Source organism: Lysobacter ciconiae (assembly GCF_015209725.1).
Lineage (GTDB): Bacteria > Pseudomonadota > Gammaproteobacteria > Xanthomonadales > Xanthomonadaceae > Novilysobacter > Novilysobacter ciconiae.
This window is the reverse complement of sequence record NZ_CP063656.1, coordinates 2,078,406-2,100,197: the sequence shown is the minus strand read 5'-3', so window position 1 is coordinate 2,100,197 and position 21,792 is coordinate 2,078,406. Positions and strand designations below refer to the sequence as shown.

Genomic DNA, 21,792 nt, shown 5'->3' with positions numbered 1-21,792 from the left:
TGTCGCTCACCGCAGCAGGGGCCGATCGCCGCTGTCGATGAAGTCCAGCAGTTCGCGCACGTCGTCGCTGTCCCCTGCCATCTCGCTGAGGCGGGCGTGCGCCTCTTCCAGCGAATGGCCGGCCACGTACAGCGCGCGGTAGGCGCGCTTGATCATCGCGATGCGTGCCGCGTCGAAGCCGCGCCGCTTCAGGCCTTCGTTGTTGATCCCGCGCGGGCGGCTGTAGCCTTCCTGGGCGACCATCACGAACGGCGGCACATCGCCATTGACGAACGCGCCCATGCCGATGAAGGCGTGCGCGCCGATCCGGCAGAACTGGTGGACACCGGCAAACCCGCTGAGGATCACGTGGTCGCCAACCACGACGTGCCCGGCCAGGGTCGCGTTGTTGGAGAACACGCAGTCGTTGCCGATCAGGCAGTCGTGGGCGATGTGGGTGTAGGCGAGCAGCCAGTTGTCGTCGCCGATCCGGGTCGCACCGCCGCCGCCGCGGGTGCCGCGGTTGATGGTGACGAACTCGCGGACCGTGTTGCGCTCGCCGATGACCAGCTCGACGCGCTCGCCGGCGTACTTCTTGTCCTGCGGCTCGCCACCGATGGCGGCGTGCCCGATGAAGCGGTTGTCGCGGCCGATCCGGGCCGGCCCATGCACGCTGCAGTGCGGCCCGATTTGGGTGTTGGCGCCGATCTCGACGTCCGCACCGATGTAGCTGAAGGCACCCACCGTCACGCCATCGGCGAGCCGTGCCCCGGCCTCGACGATCGCACTGGGGTGGATGACCACCGGGCTCATGGCTTGTTGACGACCTCGGCACACAGGATGTCGGCGCACGCGGCCTGCTCGCCGTCGACCCGGGCGATGCCCTGGTACAGCGCCATGTTGCGGATGGTCCGCTTGAGGACCACCTCCAGGTCGAGGCGGTCGCCAGGAACAACCATGCGCGAGAACCGCGCGCCATCGATCTTGACCAGGTAGAACAGCTTGTTCTCGAACGTGCCGCCCAGCGAGAGCTGGGTGAGCAGGCCGCCCGCCTGGGCCAGCGCCTCGATCACCAGCACGCCGGGCATCACCGGCTGGCCTGGAAAGTGGCCGTTGAAGAACGGCTCGTTGTTGGTGACGTTCTTGTAGGCCTGGATGCGCTTGTTCGGCTCCAGCTCCGTTACCCGGTCGACCAGCAGGAACGGGTAGCGGTGCGGCAACATCGCCTGGATACCCGGAACATCGATCGGGAGCTTGAGTGCATCGGTCATTGCGTGTCGTCCTTAGGTTCCTGGTCGCGCAACTGGCGCGCCATCCTGTCCAGCTGCCGGAATCGCGCGGCGTTCCTGCGCCAGCTGCGATTGTCCATCAGCCCGGTGCCGGACGAGTATTCTCCGGGTTCGCGGATCGAACTGCTCACCAGGCTCATTGCCGTCACCACCACCCGGTCGCAGATTTCCAGGTGCCCGGCGATGCCGGCACCGCCGGCGATCATGCAGTAGCGACCGATCCGGGCGCTGCCCGCGATGGCGACGCAGCCGGCCATCGCCGTGTGCGCGCCGATGCGGACGTTGTGGCCGACCTGGATCAGGTTGTCCAGACGGACATCCTCCTCCAGCACCGTGTCCTCGATCGCGCCGCGGTCAATGCAGGTGTTGGCACCGATCTCGCAGTCATCTCCGATCACTACGCCGCCCAGCTGCGGCACCTTGATCCAGCGTCCTGCGTCCATCGCCAGGCCGAAGCCGTCGGCGCCGATCACCGCGCCGGGATGGATGCGCACGCGCCGGCCCAGCCGGACCCGGGTGACCAGGGTGACGCGCGCCAGAAGTTCGCTCCCGGCGCCCACCACGCAGTCCTCACCGACAACGCAGGAAGGACCGACGAACGCGCCGGCATCGACGCGGCTGCCGGCACCGATGCTGCTGAAGGCGCCGACATGCGCGGCAGGGTCGACCACCGCGTCGGCGTGGATGTCGGCCATCGGGTGGACGCCGGGCTCGCGCACGGGCACCACCTCAAACACGGCGGCGATCTTGGCGAACGCGGTGTAGGGATCCTCGGCGACCAGCGCCGTGCCACCGTAGCCCTCGGCATCGGCGGCGCGCATCACCACGGCGGCCGCTGTCGAGTCGTCCAGCTGGCCGCGGTACCTGGGGTTGGCCAGGAAGGCGAGCTGGTCCTTGCCGGCATTGGCGAGCGTGCCGACGCCACGGATGCGCGCGGTCGCGTCGCCGCGCACGCCGAGCGAGAACCGCTCGGCCAGCTCGGCCACGGTTGGTGCAGTGGAGGGCATGACGGCCGGATCCGCCGTCAGAACGAGCCGCCGAAGGTGAACTGCAGGCGCTCCAGCTGGTCGCCGTCTTCCTTCTTGACCGGGAACGCGTAGCTGATCGTGATCGGGCCCATCGGCGAGCGCCACATCAGCGCCAGACCGGTGGACGCGCGCAGCTCGCCGGCATCGAAATCGTCGGTGCTGGCAAACACGTTACCGAAGTCGAGGAACGCGGAGACGCGCGCCGCCGTGCTGTCGATCAGGGTCGGGAAGATCATCTCCACCGAGCCGACGGTCTTCACCGCGCCACCGATCGGCTGCAGGTAGCTGCTGTACAGCGCAGCCTCGCGCGGGCCCAGGGTGTTGTCCTTGAAGCCGCGGACCGAGCGCGTACCACCGGCGTAGAAATTCTCGAAGAACGGCAGGCCGTCGGCGGTGACGGTCTTCACGTAATCGGGCGAGCTCGGGTCGCAATTGGTAGTCTGCACCGGATCCGGATTGTCCTGGGTCGGCGGCGTGTAGCAGATGTTGCGCACCGAGGCGTCACCGTAGCTGTCGCCGTAGCCCAGCTCGGCGCGCGTGTTGAGCACCAGGTGGCGCGACAGCGGCCAGAAGTGCGACAGGCTGTAGTTGAGCTTGTAGTACTCCACGGTGGAGCCGGGCAGGGTCGCCTCCAGCCACAGGCGCTGCGACAGGCCGCGGGTCGGCGTCAGCGCGCTGTTGAGCGTGTTGCGCGCCCAGCCGATCTCGCCGCGCCAGGCGTGGAAGGTGCGCTGGCCGACCGCATCGATGTAGTCGACGATGGATTCGGGCGTGGAACCGCGGTAGGCGAAGATCTGGTTGCTGTCGATGCCCAGCAGCGTGGTGAAGCTGTCGGTCTCGGTGATCGGCACGCCGAGCACCATCTGCGCCATGCCGCTGGTGGAGGAGTAGCGCGCGGTGTTGAAGTTGGAGTTGTTGAACTCGCTCCAGCGCAGGTTGTAGCCCAGCGAGACGCCGTTGTCGGTGAAGTACGGATCGGTGAAGGAGAAGTCGTAGCGCTGCAGGTAGTCGTTGCGCTGCGCCTGAACGGCGATGCGGTTGCCGCTGCCCAGGAAGTTGTTCTGCGACACCTGCACCTGCGTGCTCAGGCCGGTCAGCTGCGAATAGCCCAGCCCGAACACGAAGCTGCCGGCGGCGACCTCGTTGACGTTGTAGACGACATCGACCTGGTCGCTGGCGCCTGGCACCGGCACGGTTTCCACATCGACCTTGTCGAAATAGCCCAGCCCCTGGATGCGGATCTTGGAGCGGTCGATCGCGGCCTGCGAATACCAGGACCCCTCAAACTGGCGCATCTGCCGGCGCAGGACCTCATCGGCGGTGCGCGAGTTGCCCTTGAAGCTGATCCGGCGCACGTTGACGCGCGGCCCGGGGACCACCTGCATCGCGATCGCGACCGTCTTGTCCTCGCGGTTGACGTCGGGAATCGGATTGACCTGGGCGAAGGCATAGCCGACGTTGCCCAGCGTGGCGGTGATCGCATCGGAGCTGATTTCCAGCAGGCTGCGCGAGAACACCTGGTCGGGCTTGACCAGCACCATCTTCTCGATGTCTTCCTTGGGCAGCACGGTGTCGCCGGTGATCTCGACGCTGGAGATCTTGTACTGCTCGCCCTCGGTCACGCCGGCGGTGATGAACATGTCCTGCAGGTCGGGGCTGATGGCGACCTGGGTGGAGTCGATGTTGAAGTCGACGTAGCCACGGTCCAGGTAGAAGTTGTTGAGCTTTTCCAGGTCGCCGGAGAGCTTCTCGCGCGAGTACTGGTCATCGCGGCGGTACCAGCTCAGCCAGTTGTGCACGCCCGACTCCCAGCCGCCGGTGATTTCCTTGTCGTCAAACAGCTCGTTGCCGATCAGGTTGATGTGCTGGATCCGGGCGGCCTTGCCTTCTTCCACCGCGATGGTCACGTCGACGCGGTTGCGCGGCAGCGCGGCCACCGACGGGGTGACCTTGACGTTGTACTTGCCGCGGTTGTTGTACTGGCGGGTCAGTTCCTGGGTGACGCGGTCCAGGCTCAGCCGGTCGAAGGTGTTGCCTTCGGTCAGGCCGATGTCGTTGAGGCCCTTCATCAGGTCCTCGGTCTTGATGTCCTTGTTGCCGGTCAGGGTCAGCTTGTTGATCGCCGGACGCTCGACGACGGTGACCACCAGGATGTCGCCCTGGTGACCGATGCGGACGTCCTCGAAGAACCCGGTCTTGTACAGCGCGCGGATCGCATCGCCGGCCGCGGCCTGGTCCATCGTGTCGCCACGCTCGACCGGCAGGTAGGTGAACACCGTACCGGCGGAAATCCGCTGCAGGCCGTCCACGCGGATGTCGCTGACGGTGAAGGGAGCGACCGGTGCGGCGATCGCGGACTGCTGCTGCGCAACCGCGCTCAACGCGGGAACCGTGGAAAGCGCCGAAGCAAGGGCCAGGACCAGCAGGCGGCGGGGGATGGGTCGCGTCATTGTCACGTCCGGTTGGGGAGCTTGCCGCACTCGCCCGGGCAGGTGCCCGAGGCGGCGGCGGAAAAGGGTAAACAGGTGGCAGCGGTGGAACGCAGGGCAGGCGGCATCAGTGCAGCAGGTTGTTCACGATGTCGTTGTAGAACGCCAGGCCCATGAGCGCGGCGATGAGCATCAGGCCGATGTATTGGCCATAGGCCATCGTGCGCTCGCTCACCGGGCTGCCTTTGACCAACTCGATAAGGTAATACAGCAGGTGTCCGCCGTCCAAGAGCGGGATTGGCAGGAGGTTCAGTATGCCAAGGCTCAGCGACAGCAGCGCCAGCAGCGAGAGGAACCAGGCGGCGCCCTGGCCGGCATAGGCGTTGGCGGCACGGGCGATCGTGATGGGGCCGGCAACGGTGTTGCGCACCTCGACCCGGCCACTGAAAGCGCGGCCGATCATCGAGAACAACTGACCGGCCTGGTGCGCGGTTTCCGCCAGTGCGGCGGGCACCGCGGCGATGGGCCCGTAACGCAGTTCCGCGTCCATCGGCGGCAGCTGCGGCCGTGCCGGCGAAATCCCGATCGCCCAGTAGGGCTCCCCGTCTTCCGGCGTCATCCGGGTGGGCTCCAGCTCCAGCGCGAGGCGCTCGTCGTCGCGGATCACCTCGACCATGCCGCGGCCGCCGCGCTCGCCCAGCGCCTGTACCAACGGGCCAAGGTCGGCCCACTCGCGCACCGGTTGCCCGTCGATGGCGCTGATGCGGTCGCCTTCGGCCAGAACGCCCCAGCCGGCCGTATCCGGAGCCACCTGGCCGACAACCGCCGGCAGGGAGTAATGGCGCGGCACCAAGCCGATCGCATCCACCGCGCGTCGCTCGTCAAAGTCTTCCGGGAGGCGCGACAGCGGCAGGCGCCGGGTGCCTGCGTTGCCATTCGCGTCCAGCACCTGCAGCTGGACGTCGCTGCGATCCAGTGCCGATGGAATCAGCGCCATCTGGACCTCGCTCCAGGTGGGCGTCTGCCGATCGCCGACGGCGGTGATGGTGTCGCCCCGTTGCAGCCCGGCATCGGCCGCGATCCCGGTCGCCTGGTCCAATACGGGCGCGTAATCCGGCCGGCCGATGACGAACATCGCCCACAGCAGCAGCACGCACAGCAGCAGGTTGGCGATGGGGCCGGCAATGACGATCGCGATCCGCTTCCACACCGACTGGCGGTTGAAGGCGCCGGCGCGCTCGGCTTCGGTCAATGTCGTGCCCGGATCGCCGCCGGCGCCGGCAGCGCCATCCGCAGTCGGCATGTTCTCCATCAGCGCGCGCTCGTCGAGCATCTTGACGTAGCCGCCCAGCGGGATGGCTGCGACCACGTACTCGGTGCCGTCCTTGCCGCGGCGCTTGAACAGCGGTTTGCCAAAGCCCACCGAGAAACGCAGCACCTTGACTCCGCAGCGGCGGGCGACCCAGTAGTGGCCAAATTCGTGAAAGGTCACCAGCAGCCCGAGGCTGACCAGCAACCACCACACGGAACCGATCAGCTCAGCCATGGATCGACACCAACACCGGGATCACGGCGCTCATGCTGGCATCCGGTGGGCGGCCAGCCCCTGAATGGCCTGCCGCCGGGCGTGTTGATCGACGTCCTCAAGCGCTTCCAGCGAATCGGCCGGACCGGCGGGCAGGGCGGCAAGCGTGTCCGCGACCAGCGCCGCAATGGAGAGGAAGCCGATGCGACGCTCCAGGAACGCGGCCACTGCAACCTCGTTGGCCGCGTTGAGTACCGCAGGCGCGGTGCCGCCGGCGGCGAGGGCGTCATAGGCCAGCTGGAGGCACGGGAACGCCTCCAGGTCGGGCTTTTCAAAGTCCAGCCGACCGCCCTGCGCCAGCAGGTCCAGCCCCGACACCCCGGATTCGACCCGGTCGGGCCAACCCAGGCCCACCGCCAGCGCCGTGCGCATGTCCGGCAGCCCGAGCTGGGCGAGCGTGGAGCCATCGATGAATTCGACCATCGAGTGGACCAGGCTCTGCGGGTGCACGAGCACATCGATCCGTTTCCCGGGCAGGCCGAACAGGTGGTGCGCCTCGATCACCTCCAGCCCCTTGTTCATCAACGTCGCCGAATCGACCGAGATCTTCGGACCCATCGACCATTTGGGATGCTTGACCGCTTCCTCGACCGACACGTCGGCCAGCGACGCGCGGGAGCGACCCCGGAACGGGCCACCGGAGGCGGTGAGGATGATCCGTGCGAGACCGGCGCTGGCCTGACCCGCGGCCAGCCGGTCCGGCGCGGGCAGGCACTGGAAAATCGCGTTGTGCTCGCTGTCGATCGGCACGATCGTGGCGCCGCCATCGCGCGCGGCTGCCATCAGCAACTCGCCGGCAAGGACCAGGGATTCCTTGTTCGCCAGCAGCAGGCGCTTGCCGGCGCGCGCCGCCGCCAATGTCGAGGGCAGACCGGCAGCGCCGACGATCGCAGCGACCACGGTGTCGCAGTCGTCCCCGGCGGCCAGCGCGCTGACCGCCTCGGCGCCGGCGTGTGCGCGAGTCTGAAGTCCGGCGGACGCCAGCCCGTCGCGCAGCGCGGTAAAGCCGTCCGCGTCGTCAATCACCGCATGCAGCGGGCGGTGCACGCGGCACAGCTCGATCAGCGCATCGACGTTGCGTCCCGCGCCGAGCACGGTCGCCCGCAGGCGTTGGGGGTGGCGCGCGATGACGTCCAACGCCGAACCGCCGATGGACCCGGTTGCGCCCAATACGGCGACGTCGTGGCGGTTGAAGTCCGCGGAGGAGGCAACCGTGTCCATCAGAATCCCATCAGGCCCTTGCCCAGGGCGAACGCGGGCAGGGCAGCGAGCACCCCGTCGAGACGGTCGAGGACGCCGCCGTGGCCAGGAATCAGGGTGCCCGAGTCCTTCACTCCGGCGTGGCGCTTGAGCAGGCTCTCGAACAGGTCTCCGGCGACTGAAAACAAGGTCGCCACCGCCGCGACCAGCGCGATCGCGGGCAACTGGCTGCGATCGGCGCCGGCCACCAGCGAGACGGCCAGCGCCATGGCCACGCCGGCGACGAGCCCGCCGATCAGGCCTTCGACGGTCTTGTTGGGACTGATCCGCGGCGACAATTTGTGCCGGCCGAAGCGGCGCCCGACGAAGTACGCGCCGCTGTCCGCTGCCCAGACCATCATCAGTGCCGTCAGCAGCCAGAAATGGCCTTTCGGGATCCAGGCCACCACGCTGGCACTGGCGTCACTGGCGTGCAGCCAGCCCAGCGCGCACCACGCCGGGATGATCGCCAGCGCGCCGGCGGCGAGCTTGAACACCCGTGCATAGGTGGTGTGGTCACTGGCAAACCCGTACCGGCCCAGCCAGACCAGCGCCAGCAGCCACCAGATCACCCCGACCAGGGTCGCCAGTTCAAACAGCGCAAAACTGAACCCCGAACCGGACCGCGAGGCCCACACCAGCGCCACCATCAAGGCAAGGTGGGCGAGCAGCAGGACCGTCTTGGCCAGCGTCTCGTCGATGTCGGCCAGGTCGAACCACTCCCACAGGCCCAGCAGGAACACGACCGCGGCCAGCGTCACCAGCCAGGCGGTGGGGAGCAACAGGATCGCGGCGATGGCGGCCGGCGCCATCACCAGCGCGGCGATCAGGCGGATACGGGTCATTCGGTGCTCTCTTGGAGGGGGGCGAGCTGCGCCCCGGTAAGCCCGAAGCGACGCTCCCGGGATGCATAGTGGTCAAGCGCACCCTGCAGTGTCGCGGCGTCCAGCTCCGGCCACAGCGCCTCGGTGAACCACAGTTCGGTGTAGGCCAGGTGCCAGAGAAGGAAGTTGCTGATCCGCATCTCCCCGCCGGTACGGATGAACAGATCCGGTGGCGGCAGATCGGCCAGGGTCAGGCGCCGGGTCAGTGCGTCCTCGTCAATGTCCTCGACTCGCAGGCGGCCGGCGGCGACGTCGGCGGCCAGCGCGCGGGCGGCCTGGGTGATGTCCCAGCGCCCGCCGTAGCTGGCCGCGATCGACAGCTGCAGGCCGTCGTTGGCAGCGGTCTGCAGCTCGGCCGCCTGCATCCGCGCGACGATCGCAGGACTGAAGCGCTCGCGCTCACCGATGAAGCGGATGCGCACGTCGCGGCGGTCGAGTTCGTCGACCTCGCGCTCCAGGGCGTTCATGAAAAGCTTCATCAGCGCGCCGACCTCGCCCTCCGGACGCCCCCAGTTCTCGCTGGAAAACGCGAACAGCGTCAGCGCCTGGATACCCTTGAGGATGCAGAAATCGATGCACAGGTTGACCGCGCGGGCGCCGGCCCGGTGGCCGACGATGCGTGGCCGGTGGCGGCGCTCCGCCCAGCGCCCGTTGCCATCCATGATGATGGCCAGGTGGCGCGGGATGGCAGGGCTGGATGTTGCGCAGGAGGCCATGGTGGCGGAGGGCCGGGCCGTCAAACCGACATCAGCTCCTGTTCCTTGGCCTTCACCACCTCGTCGACGTCCTTGATCGCGGCGTCGGTGATCTTCTGGATCTCGTCCTCGACCCGGCGCGCGTCGTCCTCGCTGGCCTCCTTTTCCTTCAGCAGCTCCTTGACCTGCTGGTTGGCGTCGCGGCGGATGTTGCGGATCGCCACCTTGGCGTCCTCGCCCTCGCCGTTGACCATCTTGGCCAGGTCGCGGCGGCGCTCCTCGGTCAGGGCCGGCAGGTTGATCCGGATCACCGTGCCGGCGGTGTTGGGGGTCAGGCCCAGGTCGGAATTGATGATCGCCTTCTCGACGGCGGCCACCATCGGCTTCTCCCACGGCGTGATGGTCAGTGAGCGCGCGTCATTGACGGCGATGCTCGCCACCTGCGACAGCGGCATCTCGGAGCCGTAATAGTTCACCTTCAGGTGGTCGACCAGGGACGTGGAGGCACGGCCGGTGCGCACCTTGGTCATCGCCTGGCGCAGCGACTCGATACTTTTGTGCATGCGCGCCTGGGCGTCTTTCGTGATCTCATTCAACATCGCCGGTTCCGGTCTTTGCGGTAATCGGCGAAGTATAGCGAACCCCGGCGGCGGCCGGCCCTCCTGCGATCGGGCCGCCGCGCGCCGCGCAGGCCGCGCCGCCGACAGCGTTGCCGTCAATGCGAGTGCGGGGCGCGGTCGTGCTCGTCGTGCTGGCAGGAAATGCCGTGTTCGATCTGCAGGGTGGGGTGGTTGATGCCGAAGCGCTCGTCCAGCTTGCCGTGCAGGCGGTCGAGGAACTCGTCGTGGTCCTGCGCATCGATGGGGCGGACCACGTGCGCGGTCATCGCGATCTCGCCGGTGCCCAGCGACCAGATGTGCAGGTGGTGGACGTCGGTGACGCCGGGCTGGCTGGTGATGAACGCCGCCACCGCCGCCTGGTCGACCGTGCGCGGCACCGCATCCATCGCGGCGTTGAAGCTCTCACGCAGCAGCCCGAAGGCGGTCAGGGCGACCACCACGCTGACCAGCAGCGAGATCACCGGATCCAGCCAGTTCCAACCCAGCCACCAGATGCCTGCGCCGGCGGCCACCGCGGCCACCGAAATGGCGGCATCGGCGAGCAGATGCAGGAACGCGCCGCGCCGGTTGAGGTCGTGCTCGTGACCGTCGCGCATCATCCACGCGCCGCCCAGGTTCACCAGGATGCCGACCGCCGCGACCGCCATGATCGACAGGCCGGGGATCGACGGGGGCGCGCCGAAGCGGCGGATCGCCTCCCACGCCAGTGCGCCGGAGAATCCGACCAGAAGGACCGCGTTCGCCAGCGGCGAGAGCAGGGTGGCGCGTCGCCAGCCGAAGGTATGGCGCTCGGTCGGCGGTCGCCGCGCCAGCACGGCCGCGCCCCAGGCCAGCCCCAGGCCGAACACGTCGCCCAGGTTGTGCAGCGCGTCCGACAGCAGCGCCAGCGAGTTGGTGTGGAAGCCGTAGCCGGCCTCGATGATGGTGTAGGCCAGGTTGGCCAGCGTGACCACCGCGAAGGCGCGGGTGGCGTGTGGCGGGGCGTGCTGGTGGGGTGCGCTGTGCATGGCTCAATCGTGCCACGCCATGGCAGGTGCGACTATTCGCTCCGGCCCTGGACCAGCGTGCCGATGTCCTCTCCGCGCAGTATCTTCAAGAGCTCACCGGGCTGGCTCATGTCGAAGATGCGCAGCGGCAGGTCGCTGTCGCGGGCGAGCGCGAACGCGGCGGTGTCCATCACCTGGAGATTGCGACGGATCACGTCGTCGTAGGTCAGCCGCTCGTAGCGGACCGCATCGGCGTGCTTGTTGGGGTCCTTGTCGTACACACCGTCGACCTTGGTCGCCTTGAGCAAAAGGTCCGCGCCGATCTCGATCGCGCGCAGGGCCGCGCCGGAGTCGGTGGTGAAGAACGGCGCGCCGACGCCGGCGGCGAAAATGACCAGCCGGCCCTTCTCCAGATGGCGGATTGCGCGGCGGCGGATGTAGTCCTCGCACACGTCGTTGATCTTGATCGCGCTCATCACGCGCGCCTTGGCGCCGAGCTTCTCCAGCGCGTCCTGCATGGCGAGCGCGTTGATCACGGTGGCCAGCATGCCCATCTGGTCGCCGGTTACCCGGTCCATGCCACCCGCGGCCAGGCCGGCACCCCGGAAGATGTTGCCACCACCGATCACGAGCGCGACCTCGGCCCCGGCCGCCTGGGCTTCCATGACCTCGCGCGCCAGTCGATGGATCACCAGCGGATCGATCCCGTAGTCCTCGTTGCCCATCAACGCCTCGCCGGACAGCTTCAACAGGATGCGGCGATAGGAGAGCTGGGACATGGGTGACCTCGTACGGATGGGCAAGCGCGGGCAATTGTACGGGATGAGGGCGGTGGCAGCCCGTTGCGGCAACGACGCGCAGGGTTGCATCCGCGGGTTCCACGGGATCAATCGGAAAACGATAAAAATATGTGACGTGCGTCACACTTCAGCCCAAGCCGCGCGATTAATGCCTTGTTAAGGGTTTGTTTAGCCATCCATAGTCGGGCTGCCCGCACGGGCCATCCGTTGCCAATGTCTGAGGGAGTAGCCAATTTGTTTAAACCATCCATACAACGCACCTTGCGCCGCAGCGCGTTAACGGTCGCACTCGGCCTGTGCTTCGTTTCAGGTGTCCACGCCCAGTCCAACGTGACCGGCGCGATCTTCGGCGTCGCCCCGGCGGCTCCAGGCGCTACCGTCGTCGTCCGCAATGTCGACACGGGTTTTGAGCGCACCATTCCGGTGGACAGCAGCGGCCGCTACCGCGCCGCTTCGCTGCCGACGGGCCGCTACGAAGTCAAGCTGGTCGACAACGGCGCAACCGTGTCGTCACGCGAAAATGTCGTGGTCAGCATCGCCGGCGGTACGGAAGTCTCCTTCTCCTCGGGCGCCTCGGCGGGCGCAACCACGCTGCAGGGAGTGACCGTCACGGCCACCAATATTGCGGCGGTTGACGTTTCATCCGTGGATACCCGCACGGTGTTCTTCGCCGAAGAGCTTGAAAAACTGCCGGTCCCGCGCAGCGTCGCTGGCGTGGCGTTGCTGGCACCAAGCGTCGTCAACAACACGAGCTACGGGGCGCCCAGCTTTGGCGGAAGCGCATCCTCCGAGAACGCCTATTACATCAACGGTTATGCGGTCACCAATCCGCTGACCAGCATCGGATTCACCACTCTGCCATTTGATGGCATTGACCAGATGCAGGTGCTGACCGGCGGCTACGGGGCGGAATTTGGCCGCTCCACCGGGGGCGTGATCAACCTGACCACCAAGCGCGGCACCAATGAGTGGCGCGCCGGCGGCATCATGACCTGGGCGCCGAAGTCGCTGCGCGCCTCGCCGCGCGACCAACTGTATCCCAATACTGGCGTATTCCCCGCCACCGACGGCAAGTTGTATGCCTACCGTGACCAGAACGAGTCATGGACGTCGACGCTGGGTGCTTATGTGGGCGGCCCGATCGTCCAGGACCGGCTTTTCTTCTATGCCTCGGGTGAAGTGAACAAGCAGCAGGGCAACGGCGTAGGTTCCGCCATTACCAATCCCAATTCCGCCAGCGGTTACTCCGACTACAAATATCGGATGCCGCGCTGGATGGGCAAGGTCGACTGGAACATCAACGACGACCATATCCTCGAGTTTACCGCCGTCCACGACCAGGAGGATTACCACAGCAAGCTGACCGGCTTCAGCTATGACGACTTCAGGCACAACGACATCCAGGCAGGCGGTTCCAATCGATCCGATGAAAGTGATCTCTACATCGGCAAGTACACCGGCTATCTGACGGATGCGTTGACGCTCAGCCTGATGTACGGCACGCAGAAGATCGAGCATTCGGATAATCCGTGGGGCTACGACGCGTCCTGCCCACGTCTGTCTGGAAACACCTCAGCGACCAACCAGATGCCCGGCATCGTCTATAACCGCACTTGCCAGTTTGCGGCAAACAACAAGCTGGCCGGGGCATTTGACGAGACCAAGGGCGGTCGTTTCGATCTTGAATATCGGATCGGGGCGCATTCGCTGCGGGTCGGCTACGACGACAGTACCGCCCACTCGGTTCTCGGCAGCGAGTACGCCGGTGGCTACGTCTGGGTATTCCAACAGACGGCCAACAAGAACGCGCCGATCGATCCCTCGCATGGCGTTGGGAGCCCGGCTTCAGCCGGTGGCTCGGGCCTGGGCGTTCCGGGCTCCAACAAGGGCTACTTCGCTCGCAAGCAGTACTACACCCAGCTGGCCGACGTGGAGGTCGAGCAGACGGCGCAGTACATCGAAGACCGCTGGCAGGTGAGTGATAACGTGCTGCTCTCGCTGGGGCTGCGCAACGAGCAGTTCACCAACTACAACGGTGACGGCATCGCGTATGTGAGCCAGCGCCATCAGCTCGCCCCTCGTTTCGGCGCAAGCTGGGACGTCAATGGCGACTCGTCACTGAAGCTCTTCGCCAATGCGGGCCGCTACCATCTGGCGCTGCCCAACAACGTATCGGTTCGCGGTGCGGCCGGCTCGCTGTACACCCAGGAATACTTCACCTACACGGGCACCGATCCGCGTACCGGCGCACCAACCGGCCTGGTGAACGTGCCGGTCGATGCCAGCCTGGGTTATACCTGCCCGGGAAGCAGCACGGCCATCTCCTCGAACCTTGAGTGCGGTGAGTCGCCGGATCCGCGTACCGTTGCGGCCAAGAACATGAAGTCCCATTACCAGGACGAATACATCCTGGGCATGCAGCAGGAGTTGAACTCGACCTACAATTGGGGTGTAAAGGGTACCTATCGCGAATTGCGCAGTGCAATTGATGACACGTGCGCACCCGCGCTGGGCGGTTCGTGCTTCCTGTTCAACCCTGGCGTCGGCAACACCTTCCAGGAAGAGCAGGCGGATGGTTCCTTCAAGGATGTCTACTATTCCAAGGAAGAGCTCGGCTTCCCGGACCTGAAGCGCAAGTACTACGCCATTGACTTCTACGGCGAGCACCGTTTCAGCAACAACTGGTACGGCAAGTTGGAGTACACGTTCTCCAAGAACTGGGGCAACACCGAAGGTCAGCTTGCTTCCGACCTCGACACCGGTGCGGGTGGGCAGGAGGATGTGGGGCAGACGCAGGACTGGGATCTGCCGCAGCTCATGGTCGGTGCCAACGGCTATCTGCCAAACCACCGTGCGCACCAGCTGAAGGGCTTTGGCTATTACCAGTTCACGCCGGAATGGCGCATGGGCGTTACCGGCATCGTGAGTTCCGGGCGTCCGCGTAACTGCACCAGCTATTACCCGTCCGCTGATCCGGGCCTCTACAACGGTTCGTACTATTACTACTGCGGTCTCCCTGGCAGCGGTACGGCCCCCGGCACGCCTGGTTATACCCCGCCGTCGGCGGATTACGCCTACTCCCCACGCGGATCGCACGGCAACACGCCGTGGACCTACACGTTCAACTTGAATGTGGCCTACAAGCCGGCGTGGGCGAATGACAACCTCACCCTGCAGGCGGACGTGATGAATGTCTTCAACCAGCAGGTTCCAACCTCGTACTACTCGCGGTACGCAAGGGATCGCAACACCCGCGATGAGTTCTACGGCCAGGAGATCAACTTCACCTCGCCGCGGCAGATCCGCTTCACTGCCCGGTATGACTTCTAGGTAGAAACCGGAACTGGGAAGACCGTCGCCCACTGTAGGGCGGCGGTCTTCCTTTCGGAGTTCATTTCCTCCGGCGTTACCGTTTGCGATGCAACAAAAAAGCCGCGGATCGCTCCGCGGCTTTTTTGTATTTAGAGCAGGCCAGGCGTTGTTAGGCCAGACCGGCCTGCTTCATCACTTCGGACGCGAAATCATCGGCCTGCTTCTCGATGCCTTCACCGACCGCGAGGCGGGCAAAGCTGACGACTTCAGCGCCAGCGGCCTTGAGCACCTGCTCGACGCTCTGGTTGGTGTCCAGCACGTACGGCTGGCCCGTCAGGCACAGCTCGTTGACGGTCTTGGCCAGCTTGCCGGCGATCATCTTCTCCAGGATCTCGGCCGGCTTGCCGGTGTCCTTGACCTGGGCCAGGGCGATCTCCTTCTCCTTGGCGATGAACTCGGCAGGCACATGCGCCGGCGAGATGTGCGGGGGGTTCATGGCGGCAACGTGCATCGCCAGGCCGCGGGCGAGGTCGGCGTCCCCGCCCTTGATCTCGACCAGGACGCCGATCCGGCCACCGTGGACGTACGCGGCGACGGTGTTGGCGCTGTCGATGCGGGCCATGCGGCGAACCTGCAGGTTCTCGCCGACCTTGGCGACGATCGCGGCACGGGCCTCTTCGACGGTATCGCCGGAGGCCAATTTGGTGCTCTTCAGCGCGTCGATGTCGGCAGCGTGCAGCGCGGCCTGGGCGACGGCGTCGGTGAAGTTGAGGAAGTTGTCGTCTTTGGCGACAAAGTCGGTCTCGGAGTTGATCTCGACCAGCACGGCCTTGCCGTCCGCCTGGGCGGCAACAACGCGGCCTTCGGCGGCAACGCGGTCGGCCTTCTTGTCAGCCTTGGCCAGGCCCTGCTTGCGCAGCCACTCGGCTGCCGTCTGCACGTCGCCGTCGTTGGCCACGAGTGCTTTCTTGCACTCCATCATGCCGGCGCCAGTGCGCTCGCGCAGCTCCTTGACCTGGGATGCGGTGATTTCTGCCATGGGGAATACCTCGGATGTTCGGGGGTGCGCGAGCGATACTGCGGGTGGCGCTGCAACCGGTAAGGCGGCAGTGCGTCCGCGCCGTTCGTGCATGAAAAGGACGCGCCGCCACGCAGGGCAGCGGCGCGACTAGTGGCTTACTCGGCCTTGGCTGCTGCCTCGGCGGCCTTCTTGACCTGCTCGGCGGTGACGTCATCGGCGTCGGTGACGGTCTCATCGGCCGTGCCCTTGACCGGGGCGACCACCGGGTTGGACTGGTCGGCCACGACGGGCTCTTCAGTCTTGGCGGCCTTCTTGGCCGGCGCGCGGCGCGGCGCCTTACTGGCGTCGCCCTCGGCGTCGGCGAAGTCTTCCTCGCGGACGCTGGCGGCGGACGGCGCGGCGGCCTTGCCTTCCAGCACGGCGTCGGCGGCGGCACGGGCGTACAGCTGCACGGCGCGGATCGCGTCGTCGTTGCCCGGGATCGCGTAATCGACCAGGGTCGGATCGTAGTTGGTGTCGACCACGGCGATGACCGGAATGCCGAGCTTCTTGGCTTCCTTGATCGCGATGTCCTCATGGCCGATGTCGATCACGAAGATCGCGTCGGGCAGGCGGTTCATTTCCTTGATGCCGCCCAGCGAGGCCAGCTTCTTGTCGCGCTCGCGCTGCAGGTTCAGCACTTCGTGCTTGACCAGCTTCTCGAACGTGCCGTCGGTCTCGAAGGACTCCAGCTCCTTGAGGCGACCGACCGACTTCTTCACGGTGGCGAAGTTGGTCAGGGTGCCGCCCAGCCAACGCTGGTTCATGTAAGGCATGCCGCAACGCTCGGCTTCTTCCTTGATCGACTCGCGGGCGCTGCGCTTGGTGCCCAGGAACAGGACGATGCCGCGCTTCTGCGCAATGCTGGAGATGAAGTTCATCGCGTCGTTGAACAACGGGACGGTCTTCTCCAGGTTGATGATGTGTATCTTGCCGCGCGCACCGAAGATGTAGGGACCCATCTTGGGGTTCCAGTAGCGGGTCTGGTGGCCGAAGTGGACGCCGGCTTCCAGCATCTGGCGCATGGTGATCTGTGGCATGGGATGAAACTCCGATAGGGGAATCCAGCCGCCAATAAGGTTGGGGCGGCTGCACCGGCTCGGGGCCGATGCGCGGATTCCGGGGTTGTTCTTCCCCGCTGCTTCCGTGACCGAACTTCGCGGCTTGTGGCCTTGAAGCACCCCGGCACGGGCTTTGGCAGCGGGTGTGTATTCGCCGGTGTCGTCCGGCGTGGACGTGCAACCGCGTGAGCACTGCGGTCAACCTGCCAAGTATAGGCGCTGCCCGAAGGCGTGGCAATTGAGCCAGGCACGGTCGATCCCCGCGCAGGCGCTAGAACGTATAGGTGACGACGCGGTAGGGCGAAGTTGTCGCCTGCTGGGCGCTCGATGCAGGCGCGATCACGGCTCGCGGCCGAAGATTGTCCTGCATATGGTCGGGGTCGGCGACGCTCAAACGGTAGGTTTGCTCCTGCATGCAGGGTGCAGCCAGCGTTCCCCCGCCGGGTTCAACGGCGAGCACATGGGGGGTGCACGGCTCGATGATCCTCAAGCCAATCTGCAGCGACGCGCTGCTGGCGGCGCCGGGGGTGATCGAAGCGATGGAAAGCGTTACCGCAACGGCAGCAATTGACCGGAAGGAAGGCATTGACCGCTCCAATTCCCGTGTGAAAACGGGTTGTGTCAGTCATTGCTACGGCCCTGGGCCGGAAAACTTGAGTGCAGCCGCTCCGCAACAGCCGTGCAGTGAGGTTGGAACGCGTGAACCGCGACTTGCGTCACGGGTTTGCCTGCGAACTCAGTACGTCACGGTCACCTTGATGGTGTCGCTGTACTTCCCGGCGGCGGTGAGCGGTTGGTCGTTGATGGCGCCATGCACGGTGGCAACGTACTGGGCGCCGGTGCCGGTTCCCTGCAGCGTATCCACGCCCAGCGTGTCGCCCCATCTTGAACCGGCCGCGTTGCGGTTCAACTCATACGTGATATAGGCGCTTCCGTTGCGAAGGCGACGGTTATTTCCGGCGGCGTTTTCTCCTTTGTCCAGAGCGATCTGCCAAGGCGTGCGGCGGGTACATTCCATTGTGATGCGCGAGGTCTGGCGCAGATTGCCCGTGCTGGTACTCGTCACAAGGCCGAAATCCATATCGGTGGCGCCCCTGAGCACGCAGCGATCCTGGACCCGTGTCCGAACGGTAAAGGTCACCGGCGATGGCGTTCCAGGCACCCCGCCGGATGTGCACGAGGTAGGTGTGGACTGACCAAACGCGCGGTCGCGATAGTGATAGATCAATTGTCCCTGAACGGTGCTTGCGTAATCGCCCCGTGCAAGGGCCGGCGAAACCGGAATGCGTCCGTAGAAAGTGCGGCTCTCGTCGTGTCGTCCACCGCTAAAGAAGCTTATTGGATAGGTGATCGCTTCCTCCACGTAGGAGGAGGAGCCCGATGGCGTGTCTCCCCAGACCTGGGTCCCCGCTGCATCCTTGTACAGGTTGTAGCTGAGGACATCGTTCTGGCTATTCACCATGCGCCGGTCAGCGACTGTGCTGCCGGCGACCGAGCCCGATCCCAGCGAAAGACAGAGCCGCACCGACGCGCCGCCGGAAAACGAGAGCCCGGGATCGGTACGGCAGTGGTAGTCGATCGTCGCGCTGGCGCGATTCGTTTCGTCCGGGGTCGTGTCGCCGAAATTGGCCTCGGACACAGTGGCGGTGCAGACGGTATCGGCGGCGGCCAGGTTCGAGGCAAGCGCACCGCAGATGCCACACATCACCAGAAGCGATAGACGCGAAAAGCTCATGGCAGGCGCTCCCCAGGTTGACCATCGCGCTGCTTGCGCCGAGCGGCGACGTCGCATGCAAGCGGACCAATGCGTGGCATGGCAACGTCGAGGTTCGGGTAATCGAAGCGCACGGAGCAGGTTCCCCCTTCGGTGTGGACCTTCAACTCGGCACCCATGCCCTCAAGCTCCACATAGACCTCGCCGTCGTATCCCACGAAGGTGGAGGAGGCTTGGCCCACAACCTGCACGCCTGTGCCGGATGCAATCGGGGCGCCATTGGCATCGTGCAGGACCACGACTGCCGACCGCACCGGCGTGACAGGGAATCGAACCAAAGTACCGGCCCGGTCTGTGGGAACGGCAATCATCTCGACTTCTCCCAGCCGCGTGTTCGCCGGCAGTGTCATCGGGTCGATGGCCATGCGGTTTTCCTGCCAGGCGTTCAGCGATGTCACAAGCAACAGTCCTTTTCGATTGGTGGTTCCGATGGACCGGTTTTCCAGTTTTACCGGCACCTCGGCAATACCGTCAGTGGATACCACCGCAAACGCATCCGGGATGGAGCGCGCGGCAAACAGTCCGCCCCCCATTGCCACCAGACTTCCGCTGGCGCCCGCGTAGCCATACGAGCTGTCGTACATCCGCGCGATACCACCATTCAGACGAAGGTTTGCACCCTGCCAGCCTGCCTCGGCAAGACCAGTGGTACCGCCGTTGTCGTGGCCGACACGGGCGCGCCAGTCGGTGCCGATGTCACCGGGTCGGTTCTGGTTGACTTCCACCCCCACATTGCTCGTGCCCCGCGCACGCTGTACCGAGCCGTTGAAGTTGCGGCGGTCGCCAAGATTGATGGACACACCGAGGTATGCGGTTCGGTCAGAGGATTGATCAAGATTGTGGTTGATGCCGAGATTCAACGAGCAACAGGTGCCCATCCGGCGGTTCCAGTAAACGCTCGCATAGCGTTGAGCCGGGTTGCCGCGGTATTGCACTCGCAGGTAGCCGGTGCTGAAACTGCCCAGTCGAGGAGAGCTCCAGCCGAGCAGGATCCGGTCATTGGCGGTGGCGGGACCCTGGCCGTAAGCAGAGGCAATGTCGCGATACTCACCACGGCTGCGTTGACTGCTGAGCGCCACGTTGAAGCTAGTGCTGTTCCAGCTATACGCCAGCGCGTTTTGCGATCCGGTCTGAGAATGCCATTCGCTGCGCGCGTGTGAGGCGCTGACAACGCCTGCGCGTCCAAGCCCCCAGACGGCGCCGCCGCCGACATTCGCCAGCCCGTCGCCGCCTTCGGCATGGCCTTCCAGGGTCAGCGCATCATTGACGCCGTAACGTAAATCCGCGGCCGCAACCCGCGTATTACCGTAGGAGAAGGATTGCAGACCATAGTCCTCGCGAACCAGTCCCGCCGTGACCGACCAGTCGGACATTCCGCTGGCCAACAATGCCTGGGTGACATAGAAGGGCAGCTCGACGCTGCGGACGGCGCCGAACGCATCGGTGATAACCATCTGCGCGTTTCCGATGCCGTTGATGTTGGGGAGGGAGGACAGCTGGAACGGCCCAACCGGCAACTCGCCGCTGTACTGCTTCATTCCGTTTATGTAGAGATCCACGTCGCTGGGAACGGTTACCTCACCCAGGAACGTCGGCAGTGGCGTGACCACGCGGTACGGCTGGAGCGCGAAGTTCCGACCCAGACGCACCCCTCCGACCCGCACATTGCGCGTCCACGGCAGGATTCCCCCGGTCTCGGTGTCGCCGGCGGTCACGCTCAGCATCGAATCTGGGAACGACCATCGTGCGCGGCTGTCCAGACGCACCGTATCGCCGCGCCACCCGTCATCGCCTCCGCTGCCGGTCCGGTAGGCACGCGTAACCGCGCTGTTGCTGAACACGCCGGCGCCAAGACCGAATGCGCGCAACTCCGCGTAGGCGGTCGCGTTGCTGGATGCGTCGCCATGGTTGGCGTAGAGGTCGTAATTGAGCAGGACCCCCGGTGCACTGCTTGCGTGGAGGCGGCCGCGCTCGTTCGCATTCACTACGGTGGTGTCCAGACGCAGTTGTGCCAATGGAACCTCGAGCTCGAGTTGCTGGGTCGAAGCCTGATAGCGAACCACCACGCCCGGGATATCTTCCAATGCGCGCTCTGGCGGACCGGCCTCAACATCAACAAAGTGCAGCTCCTGCAAGGTGGAGCGCGGGGCGAACAGGCGGCCATCGCGAAGCACGAAAGGCAGCACCTGTCCGGTCTCCTGATGATTCAGGGTCACCTCGAGATAGAGAGGTGTCGCCTCGCCGGCCGGGACGGTCGCCGCCGCAGCGATCGCCGGCATACCCAGCCCCAGCAGCATGATGAGCTCAGCGCTGCGCAAGATCGTCGATGAGAACGTGCTCATCGGCTTCGGCGTTGATGCGTGCCTGCAGGCGCCCGCGGGCTGTGAGGCTCCCGGAAGACGCGGGCAGGGGCCACCGCATCGTTTGATGCGGCAGGATGTATCCCACCAGGCCGGGCAACAGTACTTGGCGGGTGCCGTCGGGCGCCAGGAGCGCCAGATCCGCCAGCTGTGCGTGCTGGCCTCCGTCATTGCGCACCACCAGGTTGGTCTGCCCGTCGCGTTGTTCCAGAGTCGTGCTCAACTGATAGGTCGGCGGCACCTTGGTGTCGGGCAGCACGAATACGGGCACTGAATAGCGCATCAAAAGTCGCAGTCCGTTGTGCGCCGGCGAATCGGCTGGGGGGACTTCGTCGACCACGAGGCGATAGCTGGTCTCCACGTCCGTCGGCATCGGACTGGTTCGGATGATGCGGACCAACTGGCGCGCGTCAGGGTTGAGCTCGGCCAGCGGCGGACTCACGACGAGGTCGGTCGTGGGTTCGAGAATTTCCTCTCCGTTGTGCTGGGTCCAGCGGTACACACGTACCTGGGTCCGCACGGGTGCGTCCTCACCGGTGTTGCTGAGCCACAGGGCCTGACCCTTGCTGCCCGGCTCGAAGGCCACCAGCGTTGGCGCGACCTGCAGACTTGCCGCGTGCGTCAGCCCGGCGCAGGCGAGCATCAGCGAAAGACCGGCAATGCGCCAGGCCGCTGCGTGACTCCACTTCAT

The 21,792-nt window shown here is 65.7% G+C and carries 17 protein-coding genes and 1 pseudogene; 1 reads left to right on the top strand and 17 read right to left on the bottom strand.

Annotation, left to right across the window (positions count from 1 at the left end):
- Positions 1–6: 6 nt before the first annotated feature.
- From lpxA to pyrH, 11 genes are all read right to left on the bottom strand, one after another.
- Positions 7–792, bottom strand: coding sequence for an acyl-ACP--UDP-N-acetylglucosamine O-acyltransferase (lpxA, locus tag INQ41_RS09405; RefSeq protein ID WP_193983933.1), 786 nt, complete (start codon positions 790–792; stop codon positions 7–9).
- A complete protein-coding gene (gene fabZ / locus INQ41_RS09400) occupies positions 789–1,250 on the bottom strand; it encodes a 3-hydroxyacyl-ACP dehydratase FabZ (RefSeq protein WP_193983931.1) in 462 nt (153 codons plus the stop codon). The genes lpxA and fabZ overlap by 4 nt, the downstream gene beginning before the upstream one ends.
- Positions 1,247–2,275 (bottom strand): UDP-3-O-(3-hydroxymyristoyl)glucosamine N-acyltransferase, encoded by a 1,029-nt coding sequence (gene lpxD, locus INQ41_RS09395; RefSeq protein WP_193983929.1) that lies wholly within the window; start codon positions 2,273–2,275, stop codon positions 1,247–1,249. The genes fabZ and lpxD overlap by 4 nt, the downstream gene beginning before the upstream one ends.
- 17 nt (positions 2,276–2,292) lie before the next feature.
- Positions 2,293–4,746 (bottom strand): outer membrane protein assembly factor BamA, encoded by a 2,454-nt coding sequence (gene bamA, locus INQ41_RS09390; RefSeq protein WP_193983927.1) that lies wholly within the window; start codon positions 4,744–4,746, stop codon positions 2,293–2,295.
- A 106-nt stretch (positions 4,747–4,852) separates the two neighbouring features.
- Positions 4,853–6,271 (bottom strand): RIP metalloprotease RseP, encoded by a 1,419-nt coding sequence (gene rseP / locus INQ41_RS09385; protein WP_193983925.1) that lies wholly within the window; start codon positions 6,269–6,271, stop codon positions 4,853–4,855.
- Positions 6,272–6,301: 30 nt separating this feature from the next.
- Positions 6,302–7,531 (bottom strand): 1-deoxy-D-xylulose-5-phosphate reductoisomerase, encoded by a 1,230-nt coding sequence (locus INQ41_RS09380; protein ID WP_193983923.1) that lies wholly within the window; start codon positions 7,529–7,531, stop codon positions 6,302–6,304.
- Positions 7,531–8,394, bottom strand: a complete 864-nt coding sequence (locus INQ41_RS09375) for a phosphatidate cytidylyltransferase (protein WP_193983921.1) — start codon at positions 8,392–8,394, stop codon at positions 7,531–7,533. The genes INQ41_RS09380 and INQ41_RS09375 overlap by 1 nt, the downstream gene beginning before the upstream one ends.
- On the bottom strand, positions 8,391–9,149 hold the full coding sequence (gene uppS / locus INQ41_RS09370) for a polyprenyl diphosphate synthase (RefSeq protein ID WP_193983919.1): 759 nt from the start codon (positions 9,147–9,149) through the stop codon (positions 8,391–8,393). The genes INQ41_RS09375 and uppS overlap by 4 nt, the downstream gene beginning before the upstream one ends.
- A 20-nt stretch (positions 9,150–9,169) precedes the next feature.
- Positions 9,170–9,727, bottom strand: coding sequence for a ribosome recycling factor (frr, locus tag INQ41_RS09365; RefSeq protein ID WP_193983917.1), 558 nt, complete (start codon positions 9,725–9,727; stop codon positions 9,170–9,172).
- A gap of 116 nt (positions 9,728–9,843) precedes the next feature.
- Positions 9,844–10,755: a cation diffusion facilitator family transporter gene (locus tag INQ41_RS09360; protein ID WP_193983915.1), complete on the bottom strand. Its 912-nt coding sequence runs from the start codon at positions 10,753–10,755 to the stop codon at positions 9,844–9,846.
- A gap of 32 nt (positions 10,756–10,787) precedes the next feature.
- Positions 10,788–11,513 (bottom strand): UMP kinase, encoded by a 726-nt coding sequence (gene pyrH, locus INQ41_RS09355; protein WP_193983913.1) that lies wholly within the window; start codon positions 11,511–11,513, stop codon positions 10,788–10,790.
- A gap of 234 nt (positions 11,514–11,747) precedes the next feature.
- Between pyrH and INQ41_RS09350 the strand changes: the two genes are divergently transcribed.
- Entirely contained in the window at positions 11,748–14,864 is a 3,117-nt protein-coding gene (locus INQ41_RS09350; protein ID WP_193983911.1) for a TonB-dependent receptor, read from the top strand.
- A 151-nt stretch (positions 14,865–15,015) separates the two neighbouring features.
- Here INQ41_RS09350 and tsf read toward each other — a convergent pair whose 3' ends face one another.
- The 6 genes and pseudogenes from tsf to INQ41_RS09320 all read right to left on the bottom strand — a co-directional run bounded on the left by tsf (position 15,016) and on the right by INQ41_RS09320 (position 21,792).
- Positions 15,016–15,885, bottom strand: a complete 870-nt coding sequence (gene tsf / locus INQ41_RS09345) for a translation elongation factor Ts (RefSeq protein WP_193983910.1) — start codon at positions 15,883–15,885, stop codon at positions 15,016–15,018.
- Positions 15,886–16,166: 281 nt separating this feature from the next.
- A pseudogene (gene rpsB / locus INQ41_RS09340) lies at positions 16,167–16,946 on the bottom strand (30S ribosomal protein S2); the annotation flags it as partial.
- 292 nt (positions 16,947–17,238) lie between these two features.
- On the bottom strand, positions 17,239–17,553 hold the full coding sequence (locus INQ41_RS09335; protein ID WP_193983906.1) for a cupredoxin domain-containing protein: 315 nt from the start codon (positions 17,551–17,553) through the stop codon (positions 17,239–17,241).
- Between the two features lie 150 nt (positions 17,554–17,703).
- Positions 17,704–18,702 (bottom strand): Csu type fimbrial protein, encoded by a 999-nt coding sequence (locus INQ41_RS09330; protein WP_193983904.1) that lies wholly within the window; start codon positions 18,700–18,702, stop codon positions 17,704–17,706.
- On the bottom strand, positions 18,699–21,083 hold the full coding sequence (locus tag INQ41_RS09325) for a fimbria/pilus outer membrane usher protein (RefSeq protein WP_193983902.1): 2,385 nt from the start codon (positions 21,081–21,083) through the stop codon (positions 18,699–18,701). The genes INQ41_RS09330 and INQ41_RS09325 overlap by 4 nt, the downstream gene beginning before the upstream one ends.
- Complete coding sequence (locus INQ41_RS09320) at positions 21,046–21,792, bottom strand: fimbrial biogenesis chaperone (protein WP_193983900.1); 747 nt, start codon at positions 21,790–21,792, stop codon at positions 21,046–21,048. Before INQ41_RS09320 ends, INQ41_RS09325 begins: the two co-directional genes overlap by 38 nt.